Annotated in this window: 15 protein-coding genes; 5 read left to right on the top strand and 10 right to left on the bottom strand. The window is 70.2% G+C overall.

Annotated elements, in window-relative coordinates:
* Window positions 1–278 precede the first annotated feature (278 nt).
* Entirely contained in the window at window positions 279–2,228 is a 1,950-nt protein-coding gene (gene pbpC / locus O5I81_RS01810) for a penicillin-binding protein 1C (protein WP_271067233.1), read from the top strand.
* Window positions 2,229–2,232: 4 nt separating this feature from the next.
* Here the strand turns inward: pbpC and O5I81_RS01805 are convergent, their stop codons facing one another.
* Window positions 2,233–2,841 (bottom strand): macro domain-containing protein, encoded by a 609-nt coding sequence (locus O5I81_RS01805; protein ID WP_271067232.1) that lies wholly within the window; start codon window positions 2,839–2,841, stop codon window positions 2,233–2,235.
* 104 nt (window positions 2,842–2,945) lie between these two features.
* A complete protein-coding gene (gene rpsU / locus O5I81_RS01800) occupies window positions 2,946–3,182 on the bottom strand; it encodes a 30S ribosomal protein S21 (protein ID WP_166573050.1) in 237 nt (78 codons plus the stop codon).
* 209 nt (window positions 3,183–3,391) lie between these two features.
* Here rpsU and O5I81_RS01795 point away from each other — a divergent pair, with 209 nt between their 5' ends.
* The gene (locus O5I81_RS01795; protein WP_271067231.1) at window positions 3,392–4,051 is read left to right on the top strand and encodes a COQ9 family protein; all 660 of its coding nucleotides are present in this window, start codon (window positions 3,392–3,394) and stop codon (window positions 4,049–4,051) included.
* A gap of 3 nt (window positions 4,052–4,054) precedes the next feature.
* On the opposite strand, the gene O5I81_RS01790 is transcribed toward O5I81_RS01795, so the two are convergent.
* Complete coding sequence (locus O5I81_RS01790; protein WP_271069085.1) at window positions 4,055–5,137, bottom strand: 5-(carboxyamino)imidazole ribonucleotide synthase; 1,083 nt, start codon at window positions 5,135–5,137, stop codon at window positions 4,055–4,057.
* On the bottom strand, window positions 5,134–5,619 hold the full coding sequence (gene purE, locus O5I81_RS01785) for a 5-(carboxyamino)imidazole ribonucleotide mutase (protein ID WP_271067230.1): 486 nt from the start codon (window positions 5,617–5,619) through the stop codon (window positions 5,134–5,136). The genes O5I81_RS01790 and purE overlap by 4 nt, the downstream gene beginning before the upstream one ends.
* A gap of 102 nt (window positions 5,620–5,721) precedes the next feature.
* Here purE and O5I81_RS01780 point away from each other — a divergent pair, with 102 nt between their 5' ends.
* A complete protein-coding gene (locus tag O5I81_RS01780) occupies window positions 5,722–6,438 on the top strand; it encodes a GGDEF domain-containing protein (protein ID WP_271067229.1) in 717 nt (238 codons plus the stop codon).
* Window positions 6,439–6,740: 302 nt separating this feature from the next.
* Here the strand turns inward: O5I81_RS01780 and O5I81_RS01775 are convergent, their stop codons facing one another.
* From O5I81_RS01775 to O5I81_RS01765, 3 genes are read right to left on the bottom strand one after another with little or no spacing between them, the layout of a single operon-like run.
* A complete protein-coding gene (locus O5I81_RS01775) occupies window positions 6,741–7,439 on the bottom strand; it encodes a TPM domain-containing protein (protein WP_271067228.1) in 699 nt (232 codons plus the stop codon).
* A 1-nt stretch (window position 7,440) separates the two neighbouring features.
* On the bottom strand, window positions 7,441–8,235 hold the full coding sequence (locus O5I81_RS01770) for a TPM domain-containing protein (RefSeq protein WP_271067227.1): 795 nt from the start codon (window positions 8,233–8,235) through the stop codon (window positions 7,441–7,443).
* A 6-nt stretch (window positions 8,236–8,241) separates the two neighbouring features.
* Window positions 8,242–8,865 carry a LemA family protein gene (locus O5I81_RS01765; RefSeq protein WP_271067226.1) on the bottom strand — a complete coding sequence of 208 codons (624 nt, stop codon included), beginning with the start codon at window positions 8,863–8,865 and terminating at the stop codon, window positions 8,242–8,244.
* A 146-nt stretch (window positions 8,866–9,011) separates the two neighbouring features.
* Here O5I81_RS01765 and O5I81_RS01760 point away from each other — a divergent pair, with 146 nt between their 5' ends.
* Window positions 9,012–10,112: an aromatic ring-hydroxylating dioxygenase subunit alpha gene (locus tag O5I81_RS01760; protein ID WP_271067225.1), complete on the top strand. Its 1,101-nt coding sequence runs from the start codon at window positions 9,012–9,014 to the stop codon at window positions 10,110–10,112.
* 142 nt (window positions 10,113–10,254) lie between these two features.
* Here O5I81_RS01760 and O5I81_RS01755 read toward each other — a convergent pair whose 3' ends face one another.
* Window positions 10,255–11,433: a low temperature requirement protein A gene (locus O5I81_RS01755; protein ID WP_271067224.1), complete on the bottom strand. Its 1,179-nt coding sequence runs from the start codon at window positions 11,431–11,433 to the stop codon at window positions 10,255–10,257.
* A gap of 199 nt (window positions 11,434–11,632) precedes the next feature.
* Complete coding sequence (locus O5I81_RS01750) at window positions 11,633–13,102, bottom strand: S41 family peptidase (protein ID WP_271067223.1); 1,470 nt, start codon at window positions 13,100–13,102, stop codon at window positions 11,633–11,635.
* Between the two features lie 121 nt (window positions 13,103–13,223).
* On the opposite strand from O5I81_RS01750, the gene O5I81_RS01745 reads away from it, so the two are divergent.
* Window positions 13,224–14,423, top strand: coding sequence for a winged helix-turn-helix domain-containing protein (locus O5I81_RS01745; protein ID WP_271067222.1), 1,200 nt, complete (start codon window positions 13,224–13,226; stop codon window positions 14,421–14,423).
* A 165-nt stretch (window positions 14,424–14,588) separates the two neighbouring features.
* Here the strand turns inward: O5I81_RS01745 and O5I81_RS01740 are convergent, their stop codons facing one another.
* Window positions 14,589–15,896 carry an Hsp70 family protein gene (locus O5I81_RS01740; protein WP_271067221.1) on the bottom strand — a complete coding sequence of 436 codons (1,308 nt, stop codon included), beginning with the start codon at window positions 15,894–15,896 and terminating at the stop codon, window positions 14,589–14,591.
* Between the last annotated feature and the right edge of the window lie 193 nt (window positions 15,897–16,089).

Raw genomic sequence — 16,089 nt, 5'->3', positions numbered from 1 at the left:
GAAGGTTGGTGTCTCCCTTCCCCCTCAAGGGGGGAAGGGTCGGGGTTGGGGGTGTTCGCACCGGCCCTTGGGGAAGCGCTCGCTAGGGCGCCGGCGCCCAAGTGAGCCCGCCCGTCAACAGCGGGGGCACACCCCCACCCAACCCTCCCCCCTCGAGGGGGAGGGCTTTCTCTCGGCGGCCCCCTGAACACTTTATCCCCCTGTTCGTCCGACTGCTCATCCTCCTCGTCGCCCTCCAGACCGTCGTCATCACCCTTGACCTCGCCTTCCCGCCGGACATGGGCCGCGCCGAACGCTCCTCGCCCGTCGCCCTCGACCGCAACGGCTCCTGGCTGCGAGCCCTCCCCGTCGAGAACGGCCGCTGGCGGATCCGGGCGGATCTGTCGCGCACCGACAAGACCTTCCAGCGGCGGGTGATCCGCATCGAGGACCAGCGGTTCTGGCTGCATCCCGGCGTCGATCCCATCTCGCTGGTGCGCGCCGTCGGCAGCGCAGCGATCCGGGGCCGCATTACCAGCGGCGCCTCGACCCTGACCATGCAGACGGCCCGGCTGCTGGAACCGCGGCCACGCAACATCGGCTCCAAGCTGATCGAGATGGTGCGGGCGATGCAGTTGGAGGCGCGGCTTTCCAAGCGGGAAATCCTCGCCCTCTACCTGACGCTCGCCCCCTATGGCGGCAACCTCGAGGGCGTGCGGGCCGCCTCGCTGAGCTATTTCGGCCATGAGCCCGAGAGCCTGACCAATGGCGAGCAGGCCCTGCTGATCGCCCTGCCCCAGGCGCCGGAAGGCCGCCGCCCCGACCGCTTCCCCGACACCGCCCGCCGGGCGCGGGACACGGTGCTGGGCCGGATGATCCGGGCGGGGATGATCACCGAAGCCGCCGGCCAAGAGGCCGAGACCGAGGCCTTGCCCCGCCGCAGCCCCTTCCCGTCCAACGCCTGGCACATCTCCGGACAGCTGGCTCGGGCGGCTGACCAGAAGACGGCGACCGTGCAATCGACCATCGACGCAGGCCTGCAGGCGCGGCTGGAGCCGCTGGCCGCGGCCTACGCGCGCGGTCAAGGGCCGGAGGCGACCGCCGCCATTCTGGTGGTCGAGATCGAGGGCCGGGCGGTGCGGGCCGTGGTCGGCTCGGCCGGGCTGGACCGGCCGGGCGGCTGGATCGACATGACCCGGGCGGTGCGCTCGCCCGGCTCGGCCCTGAAGCCCTTCATCTATGCGATGGCGTTCGATGACGGCAAGGCGGCGCCCGACACCCGCATCCAGGACGTCGCCACCCGGTTCAAGGACTATCAGCCGGAGAACTTCGACCGCGTCTTCCGGGGCGAGGTGACGGCGTCGGAGGCTCTGGCCCATTCGCTCAACGTCCCGGCCGTGGCGATGATGGAGAAGATCGGGCCGCGCAGTTTCCTGGGGCGGCTGGAGAATGTCGGCGTCGAGCTGGTGCGGCCCGACACCGGCCGACCGGACCCGGGCCTGGCCATCGCCCTGGGCGGCGAGGGCATCACCTTGCGCGACCTGGCGGTGCTCTACTGCGCGCTCGGCGACGAGGGACTGGCCAAGCCGCTGGCCTTCACGCAAGGCGACGCGGCGCGCAACAGCCGCTCCGGCGGGCGGCGTCTGGTCGGCGCCAAGGCGGCGGCGGACGTGCTCGACATCCTGCGCGACGCGCCTGGCCCCAAGGGCCGCATCCCCAGCGCCCTGACGCGCGGGGGGCCCGGCCTGGCCTTCAAGACCGGCACCTCCTACGGCTTCCGCGACGCCGTGGCGGCGGGGGTGGCCGGGGGCTATGTCATCATCGTCTGGACCGGCCGCGCCGATGGCGGGGCGCGGGGCGGGCTGACCGGACGGGAAGCCTCGCTGCCGCTGCTGTTCGACGTCGCAGATTTGGTAGGTGGAGAGCGCTCCGCCCCGCCGCCGATCGCGCCGAAGGCCGCGCCGGCAGGCCTGCAGAGACTGGAGAAGGCCGACGCCGGTCCGCGCCTGATCTTCCCGCCAGACAGGGCGACCGTGCAGGTCGAGGCCTTCGGGCCGGGCTCACGGGGCCTGGCCCTGGCGGCGGGCGGCGAGGGCCTGAGCTGGTACATCGACGGCGAGCCGATCCCGGTCGAACCGGTCACCGGCAAGCCGATCTGGCGCCCGGCCGCGCCGGGATTCTATGCCGTGAAGGTGATCGACAAGGCGGGCCGGGAGGCGAAGGCGCGGGTGCGAATCAAGGGGGGCTGAGCACTCAGTACTGCAGGCGGGTGGGTCTGTCGGTATAGAGGAGTTGGTGATCCTCGCTGGCCTCGGCCCAGCTTTGCGGCAATTTCGCTGGCGACCTCAACACCGTTTCGACGGCCGCCCTCATCTGACGGGCGCAGAGCTGCGACGGCACCCGGCCGACGCCGGTCCCCATACCCGGAAAGGCGAGCGACTTGATGCCATCGCCCACTCTCCCGTCCCGTGCCAGCAACAGCGCCGCTCGGGTGGCGAGATAGGGGTTCACAGTCTCTCGCCCCAGCGCCATGGGCACTCGCATGGTCGGGGCTGCGATCAGCCAAGGGTGGCGGTCGTTCTCCGTCGGGACCACAGCGGCCTGACCGATGAGCAGTTCGCCCGCATGCTGCTCAAGAATGGCGCGGCGAAGGCGGAGCTGAAGATCCCAGCCGAAGTGTTCCGAGTAGAGGGCGTCGATCCCGCCGTCCATGAAGCCGAAACTGTTGGCTGGACTGACCAGCGCATCGACCTCGACATCCAGAATCGAGCCGCGATGGACCTGAACTTCGTCGAATTCCGCGAACGCCGCTTCCCAGGCTGCGGCCAAGGCCTCGTCCATTGCCGCCAGCACGACCCGCACGCCCGTCCTCCCATCGTCCAACCCGAACCTAGCTTGGGTCGGACGCAAAGCAAAAGGGCCGCCCCGAAGGACGGCCCTTTCGAACTTACGCGGAAGCGTCGCGCCTACCGGCCCGGGGGCTTCTTCGGGGCGGCGATCAGGCCTTCACGCTGGGCGCGCTTGCGAGCCAGCTTGCGGGCGCGACGGACGGCTTCGGCCTTTTGGCGAGCGCGCTTTTCCGAAGGCTTTTCATAGTGGACGTGGCGCTTCATCTCGCGGAACGAGCCTTCGCGCTGCATCTTCTTCTTCAGGGCCTTAAGCGCCTGGTCGACATTGTTGTCGCGGACGAAAATCTGAACCAGGGGTATCTCTCCTTCGGCTGCCCGCCGCACGCCTGCGCGGCAGGGCGGTCGAAAACAAATATCTGCGGACCCCGACAGAGAAAACCCGGTCGGAGCAAGGCGCGCGGGATAGCAGAGGCTCGCGGCCTTGTCCACGGTTCGGCGACAATCAATGAGTCGGATCAACAGCTTGTCGCCAGCCCGCCACAGGCCGGTATAGAGTGAGGGTCATGACCGCCGCCGCTGAAACGACCGCCAACACCAAAGATTGGGCCTCCGAAACCGAGGCCCGCATCCTCGACGAGGCCCTGCCCCTGTGCGTCCACATGGGCTGGACGCGGCCGATGACCCTGGCTGCCGGGCGCAAGGCGGGCCTGACCGCCGGCGAGACCGATCTGTTGCTGCCGCACGGGCCGCGCGACCTGGCCGCCCTGCTGTCGCGGCGCCATGACGCCGTGGCCCTGGCCGCCCTGCCGGCCCCGGAAGGCCTGAAGATTCGCCAGCGCATCCGGGCCGCCGTCGAGGCGCGGCTGGAAGCGGCGGCCTCTGATCGCGAGGCGCTGCGCCGCTGGGCCGGCTACCTGGCCCTGCCGCTCAACCTGCCGCTGGCCTTGCGGCTGGTCTGGGAGAGCGCCGACGGACTGTGGCGCTGGGCCGGCGATACGGCGACGGACGAGAATCACTATTCCAAGCGGGCCATCCTGTCGGCCATCCTGGTTTCGACGACGGCCATCGACCTGGCGTCGGGGCGAGAGGCGGCCCTGGCCTATCTCGACGCCCGTATCCAGAACGTCATGGACTTCGAAAAGTGGAAGGCGGGGCTGAGCGCCGTCGATCTGGCCCGGGAAGTGGCCGGCGCCCTGGCCACGATGCGCTATGGGCGGTCGTGACGCCTAGAGCGGCCCGCGCATCCGGTTGACGTGGGCCATCTTCCTGCCGGGGACGGTTTCGCGCTTGCCGTAGAGGTGGAGGCGGGCGTCCGGGTCGGCGGCGAGTTTGGGCCAGGTATCGACCTCCTCACCCAGCAGGTTGAGCATTTCGACCCGGGCCAGGGCCGCCGTCGAGCCGAGCGGCCAGCCGGCGATGGCCCGGATGTGCTGTTCGAACTGGTCGACCGCGCAGCCGTCCTGAGTCCAGTGGCCGGTGTTGTGGACCCGGGGGGCGATCTCGTTGACCAGCAGCTGACCGTCGGCGAGCTGGAAGAGCTCGACGCCGATGACGCCGACGTAGTCCAGGCCATCCATGATCTGCAGGGCGATGCGTTCGGCCTGGTCGAACAGGGCCTGGTCGGCGGCGGCGGGCGCAACGGTGCGGCGCAGGACGCCGCCCTCGTGATGGTTCTCGCCGAGGGGGTAGATGGCGGTTTCGCCATCGCGGCCGCGGGCGGCGATGACCGAGAGTTCGCGGACGAAGTCGGCGCGGGCTTCGAGGATGGCGGGCTTGGCGCCGATGGTTTGATACGCGGCGGCCTCGTCGGCCAGCTTTTCGATCCAGGTCTGGCCCTTGCCGTCGTAGCCCTCGCGGCGGGTCTTCAGGAGGCAGGGGTGGCCCAGCGCCTGGGCGGCGGCGGGGATGTCGGCGGGCGCGTCGATGGCGGCGAAGGCGACGGTCGGAGCGCCGACGCTGTTCAGGTAGGTCTTTTCGCTGACCCGGTCCTGCGCCACCGCCAGCGCCTTCGGCCCGGGGGCGACGTCGGCGCCGAGCGCGATCAGGCTATCGACCGTGGCGGCGGGGACGTTCTCGAACTCATAGGTGACGACGTCGCAGAGGCGGGCGAAGGCGGCGAGGCTGACCGGCTCGTCATAGGGGGCGACGAGGGTTTCGCGCACCACGCGGGAGGCGGGGCTGTCCTCGTCCGGGGTATAGATGACGACGTCGAGGCCGAGCCGGGCGGCGGCCAGCGCCAGCATGCGGCCCAGCTGTCCCCCGCCGAGGATGCCGATGGTGGATCCGGGGGCGAGGGGGAAAGTCATCAGTCTTCCACGGTTTCGGCGACCGCGTCGGTCTGGCGGGCGCGGTAGTCGGCCAGGCGCTGGGCCAGGGCGGGGTCGGACAGGCCGAGAATCTGGGCGGCCAGCAGGCCGGCGTTCTTGGCCCCGGCCACGCCGACCGCCAGGGTGGCGACCGGGATGCCGCCGGGCATCTGGACGATGGACAGCAGGCTGTCCAAACCGTTCTGCAGCTTGCTCTCGACCGGCACGCCGAGGACAGGCAGATCGGTCATCGAGGCGGTCATGCCCGGCAGGTGGGCGGCGCCGCCGGCCCCCGCGATGATCACCTTGTGTCCCGCCGCCCGAGCCCCCTTGGCGAAGGCGTAGAGGCGATCCGGGGTGCGGTGGGCCGAGACGACCTTCGCCTCATAGGCCACGCCCAGCGCGTCGAGGCTGTCGGCCGCATGCTTCATGGTCGGCCAGTCGGACCGGCTGCCCATGATGATCGCCACCGGCGCTGCGCTCATGTCACATCCTCAGAAGGAAAGGGGCGGAGTATAGCAGGCCTTGTTGCGCCGCAACCGATGGATCAGAATCATCGTCGGGCGGGTAGATCAGGTGATTCTGACATGAAGATATCGGGCGCGAGAGCGGAGGCCTTTTCGGCGATCCGTCGGCGCGCCCTGACGGCGGCCGGGGCCCAGGTCACCGGCCAGGCGTCGGAGGCCGACAAGGCCGGCTTCCTGGGGCTCACCGAAGCCGAACTGACCCCCAGCGTGCAGGGGGCGTTGAAGACCCTGCTCGGTGAAATCGACGAGCTGCGCGGCGAGGTCGGCCGCCTCAAGGGGCAGTTGTCGGAGCTGGAAGGGCTGGCCGATCGCGACGTGCTGACCCCGGTGCTGAACCGGCGGGCCTTCATGCGGGAGCTCGGGCGGATTTCGACGTTTGCACAGCGGTACGGGGCGGACGCCTCCCTGGTCTATTTCGATCTCGACGGCTTCAAGAGCGTCAACGACCGCTTCGGCCACGCGGCCGGCGACGCGGCGTTGAAGGCGGTGGCCGAGCGCCTCGTCGCCAATGTGCGCGACAGCGACATCGTCGGTCGCCTGGGCGGCGACGAGTTCGCGGTCATCCTGGTGCAGGCCGACCTGGAAACGGCGAAGGCCAAAGCCGACAGTCTGGTCAAGGTGATCGAAAGGACGCCGGTCACCTTCGGCGACTGGTCGGCCCCGCTGCACATCACCGCCGGGGTGCGGCAGATCGAACCCGGCGCCGATCCGGAAACCGCCCTGGCCGAGGCCGACGCCACCATGTACGTGCGCAAGCGCGGGCGGACGGCGGACTAGCTTATCGAAGCGGCGATCCATTATACCGCCGCTCGCCCGACCTACGAAATAGTCCGGTCGCCTTCGGATAGCCGTCCAGAACGGGCGCGACCCCCGTGTCCGTGGGCTTTCGCGTGGTCCGGGCCCGCGAGACTGTAGCCCGGGGCGTGGGTCCTGCGTGGGTCGATTGGCCGGGTTTGTGGGTCGAAGTCGCGCCGCGCCGACCTACGCCCTCGGCCAGACTGGTCGCGGGGGCAGGAAAAGGCGATGAATATGTCTAGACATATTCGATACACCATTGATTTCGTGGTGATTTTTTGCCCTCAAGAACGCTCGTCCAGCACCACGATACGGTCCGACAGTTCGTTGGGGTTGTTGGCGCGGGGCGGCACGTGGGCTGCCAGGATGTCACCGGACTTTTCGATGGCCGCGATGTAGCCGGCGGCGAGGTCGCCCGACTTCAGGCCGGCGACCAGCAGGGCGACGACCTCTTCCCAGACGGCCGGGGGCGCGGCCAGGTAGATGGTCTCGTCGGCGATAACCTCGGCGCGGCGTTCCTCGAGCGAGGCGAAGATCAGCACGCCGGTGCGGTCCTTGGTCCGGTGCAGGCCGTGGCTGAGGAACTGGTCGAGGGCGGCGCGGCGCACCCGCGCGGTCTTCAGCGGAGCCGCCGTGGCGAAGCGGCGGACGGCCGGAATCATCATCAGCAGCAGGACGAGGATGAAGACGGCCAGCTGCAGGCCGATGTAGGCGGCCAGCGCCGCCAGCACCGTATGGCTGATGAGCAGGTCGTGTCCGACCGTCCAGCCGCCGAACAGGGCGTCGAGGGCGCGGGGGCGGAAGCCGGCGAACAGGGCGATCGGCGGCAGGGCCAGGGCCAGCAGCGACGCCCAGATGATGGGGACCTCGCGATACTCCGAGGCGCGGGGGGCGACGACGCAATAGATCTCGCCGGCCGTGCGGGTCTCGGCGGTCGCGACGGCGGCGGCGATGCGGGTCTGGTCGGCGGAAGTCAGCTGCATGTCACCACCGCCCCGTCGCGCCGCCGCCGCCGAACGAGCCGCCGCCGCCGGAGAAGCCGCCGCCACCGCCCGACCAGCCGCCGCCGTTGCCCCGGCTGTTCCAGCCGCCACTGCTGGTGGCGGCGTTGAGCAGGATCCAGGGCAGGGCCGCGCCGAGGCCGGACCGGCGACGGCCCCGGCCGCCGAGGCGGCTGAGGATGACGATGACGACGAAGAGGATGATCGGGAACAGCCAGACCGGGAAGCCGCCGCCGCGTTCCCGGGCCGGGGCTTCCGCCGCCTTGACCTGGGCGCGGGCCTCGCCGACCGGCAGGGTCAGCTGCTGGATCAGGCTGTCTGTCCCGGCGACGATGCCGCCCTGCATGTCGCCGGCCTTGAACTTCGGGACGATGGCGCTGTTGATGATGACGCTGGAGAGGGCGTCGGTCAGGAAGGGCTCGAGGCCGTAGCCGACCTCGATGCGCACCGCCCTCTGGTTGGGGGCGACGATCAGCAGGGCGCCGTTGTCAGCCTTGGCGTCGCCCAGGCCCCAGGCCCGGCCGAGCCGGTAGCCGTAGTCCTCGATCTCCAGCCCGCCGAGGTCCGGCAGGGTGACGACGACCAACTGGCGGCCGGTGGACTTTTCCAGGCCTTCCAGCTTGCCGGTCAGGTCCGCTTCGACGGCGGGCGAAAGCAGGTTGGCCTTGTCGACCACGCGGCCGCTCAGGGCCGGGAAGACCGGGGCCGCCGCCAGCGCTGGCATGGCGAACACCGCCAAGGCCAGACCGATCAGCCAGCCTTTGAGGGCGCGGGCCATCGGACCCTACTGGACCTTCGGCGGCGGCGGGGCGTCGAAGTTGACGCTCGGCGCCGTCTGAGCGGAGGCCGCGGCCTGGAACGGCAGGGCCGGCTTCTGGCCGCGGTAGAAGGTGCCGGCCCAGATCGAGGTCGGGAAGGTGCGCAGGCTGGTGTTATAGGCCTGGACCGCCTCGTTGTAATCGGTGCGGGCGACGCTGATGCGGTTCTCGGTGCCTTCCAGCTGGCTCTGCAGGGCCAGGAAGTTGGCGTTGGATTTCAGGTCCGGATACTGCTCCTGGATGACCATGAGGCGGCCGAGCACGCCCGTCAGGTTGTCCTGCGCCGCCTGGTATTCGGCGAACTTGGCCGGATCGGTGATGGTCGAGGCGTCGACCTTGACCTGGGTGGCGCTGGCCCGGGCCTGCGTCACCGCCACCAGCACGTCCTTCTCCTGGGCGGCGTAGCCCTTCACGGTGGCGACGAGGTTGGGGATCAGGTCGGCGCGGCGCTGGTACTGGTTCTGGACGTTGCCCCAGGCGGCCTTCACGGCCTCGTCCCGGGTCGGAATGGTGTTGATGCCGCAGCCGGCGAGCACGGCGCCCAGCAGCAGGACGGGCAGGACGCGGAACATCGAGGTCACACGGTTCATGGCGGTCTGGAGCCTCCCGGAAATGCATCGTCGGAGCGCGGCGCGCCCGCAATTGGCGCAGCCTAGCACCAACGCGCGCCGGGCGCTTGCGCTGCATCAATGCGGCCCCTTGGACGCGAGGCGACGCAGGCGGTATGAAGCGAGACATGGCCGACGGCGAAACCCCCAAAGCGAAAGCCCCCCCGACCCGGTTCGGGACCGGCTTCCTGCGCGACATCTGGTACTTCGCGGCCCTGAGCGGCGACGTGAAACCGGGCGCCATGGCGCGGCACGAGCTGCTGGGCGAACCGGTGCTGATCGGGCGGGATCGGAAGGGGGCGTTGTTCGCCCTGCGCGACGTCTGTCCGCACCGGGCCGCGCCGCTGTCGGCCGGGAAGATCACCACCGAGGCCGACGGCGAGACCAGCGTCGAATGCCCCTATCACGGCTGGCGGTTCAAGGGCTCCGGCGCCTGTGCGGCGGTGCCGTCGCTGACCGCCGACCAGGCCATGGATGTCAGCCGCATCCGGGTGAAGCGTTACCCCGTGGCCGAGAGCCAGGGCATGGTCTGGGTGTGGATGGCATCTGATCCGCGCTTCGACGGCGAGCCGGCCGAGCCGCCGCCGTCGTTTCCGGGCGTGGTCGGAGGTGGGCCGAAGATCGTCGATCGCATGGTGTTCGACAGCCATATCGACCATGCGGTCGTCGGGCTGATGGATCCGGCCCATGGCCCCTATGTGCATCAGCAATGGTGGTGGCGGTCCAAGGGCAGCCAGCACGACAAGGCCAAGAAGTTCGAGCCGCGCGAGGCGGGGTTCTCGATGATCCGGCATGAGCCGTCGAAGAATTCGCGCGCCTACGCCATCCTCGGCGGCGAGCCGCTGACCGAGATCACCTTCCGCCTGCCCGGGCTGCGCTGGGAGCACATCACCATCGGGCCGCGGCAGGTTCTGTCGCTGACCTGCCTGACGCCGATCCATGACACGGCGACGCGGATCACCCAGATCCTGTGGTCGGACCACCCGGCGTTCCTGTTCCTGAGGCCCTTCGTGGCGGCGGGGGCGCGGGCCTTCCTTCGGCAGGACGCGGCAATGGTGAACCTGCAGAACGAGGGGCTGAAGTATGACCCGTCCCTGCTGTGGGTCGATGACGCCGACACCCAGGCCAAGTGGTACCAGCAGCTGAAGAAGGAATGGACGGCGTCGCGGGCGGGCGAGCGGGCGTTCGAGAATCCGGTGCAGGCCGTGACGTTGAAGTGGCGGAGCTAGCCCCTTAGCTGTCATCCTCCGACCGTGCGGAGCACGGATCGGAGGACCCATTGTCCGCGTGAAAACTGCCGGGAGTCTGTCCAGAGCCAGCTTGGGTCCCCCGGTCCGCTGCGCGGCCGGAGGATGACAGGGTTTTTGGGGATCAGGCCGACTCCGCGCCCCGCGAGAGCGCGATCGTTTCCCACGCCCCCACGACAATCAGCACCCCCGTGGCGATGGCCGCGAGCGCCAGGGGCGGGAGCATCAGGCTGAACGGCGCGACCAGCCCCAGCAGCACAAGGCCGGCCAGGCGGCTGGGCGAGATCTTGCCGAAGACCGCCAGTTTGAACAGGCCGACGCCGAGCAGGTAGAGGGCCGGGCCGCCGAGGACGGCGAGCGCTGTCTTGGGGTCCGTATGGCCAAGGGGATGGTGCAGGACCCATTCGTCGCCGACCGCCGTGATGATGATGCCGGCGATCGGGATGACGTGGACGTAGGTGTAGGCCAGGCGGGCGATGCGGCCGGGGTCCCGGGCGCTGGCGATGGTCTCGGTGGCGGCGCCGGCCGAGGCGGAGAAGTAGATCCACCACATGGCGACACTGCCCAGGAAGGAGACCAGCAGGGCGGCGGCGTTGGCAAACGTCCAGTCGAGGCCGGCGGCGGTGGCCCCCATGACCAGGATGGATTCGCCCAGCGCGATGATGGTGAACAGGCTGAGCCGCTCGGACAGGTGATGGCCCTCGACCGTCCAGTCGCCGGTGTGGGAGCGGCCCAGGCCCGGGACGTAGAAGTTGAGGGCCGGGGCGATGCTGTCGAGGGCCAGGGCGGCAAGCCAGATCCCCAGGCGGGCGTCTTCGGGCGCCAGTCCCCCGGCGGCCCACAGCAGGGCGGCGGCGGCATGCCAGACGAGGATGCGCTGGAAATTCTCACGCAGGACCGGGTCGTTTCGCACGGCCCAGAGGACGAAGCCGGTGCGCAGGATCTGGAAGAAGGCAAAGGCGATGCCGAAGGCGGCGCCGTGCTCGTCGAAGGCCTCCGGCAGGGCGGCAGACATGACGACGCCGGCCCCCATCATCACGAACAGCAGACCCCGGACCAGCGGCCTGTCGACATCGAGCCAGTTAGTCGCCCAGGCGGTGTCGATCCAGCCCCACCAGACGGCGCCGAGCAGGATGGCGGTGTGGAGAAGGCCTGTCGGGGTCGGGTGTTCGATGAGGCCGTGGCTGAGCTGGGTGACCGCGAAGACGAAGATCAGGTCGAAGAACAGCTCGACGTTGCCGACCTGGGCATGGTGGCCGGTGCGGGTGCGCAGCAGGGAGCGGGGGGCGGGGTTGTCCGGCATGGGGGGAGGCTAGCGTCAGAGTCAGCGGCGGCCAACCTCCCTCCCCGAATGGGGAGGGCAGGCCGACAGGCCGGGTGGGGAAGTGGGTCACCACGCCCGCCGGTGATGCGCCTCAGCCCATACCCTTGAAAGGCAGTGACCGACTGCCCCACCCGACGCGCGTAACCGCGCGTCTGCCCTCCCCATTCGGGGAGGGAGGTTATTGCGGCGTCGTGATCCGGCGGATCGCCGCCCGCAGCATCGGATCGTCGGGGGTGGCGACGATGGGGGAGGCGATCGGGATGTCGGGGGTGACGCCGCGCGGGCGCGGGTCGCCGCTGGGGCGGACGATGCGGGCCTTGGGGAAGCCGACGACGATGCCGGTGCGGGGCAGGGTGAATTGCTCCATGGCCCCGAAGGTGGTGGCCATGTCGGAGGTCGCCTCGCCCATCACCTTGCCGAAGCGGTAGTCCTGGACCAGGGCGGAGACGTTGACGGCGTTGGAATAGGACTGGCGGTCGATCAGCAGCCAGACGCGGCCGGTGAAGCGTCCGCCCGTGCGGGGCTGGGCCATCGGCATGGGGAAGTCCACGACCTCGCCCGGCCGGGCCCTGGCATAGAGGCGGGCGTAGATCTGGCTGACTTCGCCGGCGGTCACCGGGTCGTGGTCGATGCGGGCCTGGTTGGCGGCCATTGCCTCCGGACTGGCCTTGACCTTGAACCGCGAGAAGAAGCGGAAGGGACGGTCGGCGAACCAGGCGATCATCGGGTCGCTGAAGGCGTTGTCGCCGCCGGGGTTGCCGCGCAGGTCGATGATCAGGTCCGTGGCGCCGGCGGCGAGGAACTGCTCGAAGGCCTTGTCGATGAAGGCGGTGAAGGCGCGGCTGTCGTACATGTCCGCCTCACTGGCGGCCTCGGCATTGTAGAAAGGGCCGGGGCGCAGGTAGGCAACGCCGCCGGGCAGCACCCTGGCCTCGCGCAGCGGCGCGTCGAGATTGAGCAACGGCGGCTGGGCGGCCGCGAAGGCGGTCGCTTCGGCGCGGGTGACGCCCGGCAGGGTCACGGCAATGCGGCGGCCGTCCCGGCGCAGGACGACGGCGTAGGTGTCCCGGGGGCCGATCTCCTGCCAGAGCAGGCGGGGGAACCAGTATTCCAGCAGGGAGTCGCGCATGTAGGGCGTCTCGGCCGACACCGTGGCGCCGGTACGGACCAACCAGCGGGCCATCGGCTGGCCTTCGAGGGAGATGAGTTCATCGCCGCGCCGGGCGCCGGCAACGGCGGCGTCGGCGACCCACACGCGGCCGTTCGCGACCCGCAGGCTGAGCGGGAAGGCCTTGCCGCCGGCGGCGCGGTAGGCCTCCCAGGGCTGGCGGCTGACGTCGATGCGGATGTGGCCCATCTTCGCCAGCGCCAGGAAGCGCTGGAAGCGGACCTCGGCCTGCGACCGGGTCAGCGGCTCATCGAGGCCTTTGAGCGTGGCCGCGAAGGCGCGGTCGAGGTCGGCCCTGGGGGTGAAGGCGTAGAGGTCGATGTGGGCGGTGCGCAACCGGCTGTAGAGGTCGGTGAAGTCGGCGCGCAGGGCCTCGGGGGCGATGGCTTCGGCGACCGGCGGCGGCGCGGCCGGCTGGGCCGAGACGGCGGGGGCGAGGGCAAGGGCGGCGATCAGGGCCAGGATCGGAAGGCGGGACATTGCGGGCTCCGGCCGGGAGGCTCCGGCGACGCCTTGTTGCTAGCCGGTCGGCCGCTAGAGTTGAACGTCGGAAGCCTGCCGGTTTCCTGACCTTTTGCTGACCAGGAGACGACTGACCGCGATGGCCGCCGAAACCGACCTGATCATCGGCCCATGGCGCGCCTCGCGGATGACCGGGCGGCTGACCCGGGGCGGCGAGGTGCGGGAGGTCGAGCCGAAGGTGATAGACCTGCTCTACCTGCTGGCGGGGCGGCGGGGCGAGGTGCTGTCGCGGGACGAAATCCTGTCGGCGGTCTGGCCCGGGGTGACGGTGGGCGAGGACGCCCTGTCGCGCTGTGTGTTCAAGCTGCGCAAGGCGCTGGACGACGATCCCAGGGCGCCGGTGTTCGTCGAGACCATCCCCAAGCGCGGGTATCGGCTGATCGGCGAGACGGAGGCGGCTGGGCCGCCGCGGCGTCGGCCATGGCCGCTGATCTTGGCGGCGCTGGGCGGGCTGGCGGTGCTGGCCGTCGCGCTGCTGCTGATCCTGCGGCCCAGCGCCTCGCAGGTCGAGGCGGCGCGGCTGATCCGTCGCGGCGACGATCTCTATTTCCAGTTCAACCGGCGCGGCAATGAGGCGGCCATGACCCTGTATGAGCGGGCGTTGGCGTCCGACCCGGGGTCGGTGGCGGCGCGGTCGGGGCTGGCCAACGCCTTGGTCCAGCAGGCCATCCGCTATGGCGACCCGCCCCCGGACCGCACGACGCTGAGCCAGGCGCTGAAGGTCGGGGCGACCCGCACGGCGGAAGCGCGGGCGCGGCTGGACCGGGCGCGGGACCTGGCGACGGCGGCGGTGGCGGCGCGGCCCGACGATCCGGTGGCGTTGAAGGCGCTGGGCTTCACCCTGTCGGCGCGGGGCGACCTGGCCGGGGCGGAGGACGCCTATCGCAGGGCGCTGAAGGCCGATCCGGACGCCTGGGGGGTGCTGATCAACCTGGGCGAGGTGGCGGACCTGCGTGGCGACGGGGCGGCGGCGCTGGGGCATCTGGAGCGGGCCTATGGGGCGATGGGCCGGCTCTATGGCCAGGAGGCGCAGAAGATCGGGCCCTGGCAGGCGGAGCTTGGGGTGGATGTGGCGCGTCGGCATGCGGCGGCGGGACGGATGGCCGAGGCGGAGGCATGGTATCGCAAGGTGCTGGCCGAAACACCGCTGCATCCGGGGGCGACGGTGGGCCTGGCGGGGGCGCTGGCCGGGCGGGGCGATCGCGAGGGGGCGCGGCGGCTGTGCCGGGAACTGGTCGAGCGGACGGGGCCGAACGACGGGTGTGGGAAGTGGCTGTAACGTCGCTCCCCTTTATAGGGAGGGCAGGCCGAAGGCCGGGTGGGGAAGTGGGTAACCGTTGCCCGCCGGTGATGCTTCTCGGCGCATACCCATCAAAGCCAGTGACCGACTTCCCCACCCGGCGCGCGTAACCGCGCGCCTGCCCTCCCCAATTCGGGGAGGGAGTCAGGCCCGCTCGCTCCAGAGATCGGCGTCGGGTTCGGCGCCGATGAGGGCGAGGCCGGTGGCGATGGAGACCAGTTCGGCGCCGGATTCCAGTTTCGAAACGCCGAAGCGGCGGGCGAAGATGTTTCGCACGGCCGGGACGAAGGATGAGCCGCCGGTGAGGAAGACGCGGTCCACCCCCGACTCGCCCAGGCCGGCGCGGGCCAGGGCCTCGTCGACGGCGCCTTCGATGGCCTTCAGTTCGGGGGCGATCCAGCTGTCGAAGTCGCTGCGCCGGACGGTGGACTGCATGCGGATCGAGCCCTCCTCGAACAGGAACTCGGCCTCCTCGTTCGCAGACAGCGCCTCCTTCAGGCGGGAGACCGACTGGTAGAGGCGGTAGCCGTGGTTGTCGTCGAGCATCTCGACCAGCTTCTCGATCTTCTCCGGCTGCAGGGCGGTGCGGACGAGGCCCCGGATATCGCGCATGTCGCGGCTGGCGCGGAGGATGGCGAGCTGCTCCCAGCGGGCGAAGGCGGTGAAGTAGCGGTTGGGGATGGGCAGGACGTTGTCGAAGGCGCGGTAGCTGCTGCCCTTGCCGAGGCGGGGCGAGACCAGGTTGTCGATGATCCGGTAGTCGAAGGCGTCGCCCGCCACACCGACGCCGCTGTTGGCCAGGCCATGGCTGCGGATGCTGCCGCCCTGGCGCTCGAAGCGGACCAGGGAGAAGTCGGAGGTGCCGCCGCCAAAGTCGGCGACGAGGACGGTGGCGTCCTCCTTCAGCTGGCGGGCGAAGAAGAAGGCGGCGGCGACCGGCTCGTAGGCATAGCGGATGTCTTCGAAGCCCATCCAGCGGAAGGCGTCCTGGTAGCGGGTCAGGGCCAGCTGCGGGTCGGGGCGCAGGCCGGCGAAGTTGACCGGCCGGCCGACGATGACGCGTTTTGGCAGATCACGGAGTTCGGCTCCGGCGTGGTCGCGGACCTTGCCCAGGAAGGCCCCGAGCAGGTCCTGGAAGGCGAAGCGTTTGCGCAGGATCTCGGTGTCGGTGAACAGCGGGCTGGCGGCGTAGGACTTGAACGACTGGATGAAGCGGGTTTCCAGTGGCTCCTCCAGATAGGTCTCGATGGCCCAGGGGCCGGCCTCGACGATACGGCCATTGGGGTTTTCGTTCGGGGCGTGAAAGCTCAGCGCCGAGCGGAAGGCGACGATGTCGGCGTCGTCCTTGGGGAAGTGGATCAGCCGGGCGTCGCCGTCCGGGGTGGTGATCGAGACGACGGTGTTGGTCGTCCCGAAGTCGATGCCGAGAACCGGCTCGTGAGAGGTGGGCATGGTGGAACAGCCTTAAGCCCTCCCCCTCGAGGGGGGAGGGTTGGGTGGGGTGTATCCGCGAGGTGTCGGACTGGCCACTGATGGGCGCCGGCGCCTCACGCGCAATGCCGGAAGCGCCTGCGCGAACACCCCTACCCTGCCCTTCCCCCTCGAGGGGAAGGGTGGTGGTTTGTCCGGTCAGGTCCGGTGACGG

The organism is Caulobacter sp. NIBR1757, from assembly GCF_027912495.1.
In the GTDB taxonomy this organism is placed as follows: domain Bacteria; phylum Pseudomonadota; class Alphaproteobacteria; order Caulobacterales; family Caulobacteraceae; genus Caulobacter.
This window is presented reverse-complemented; position numbering and strand designations above follow the sequence as displayed.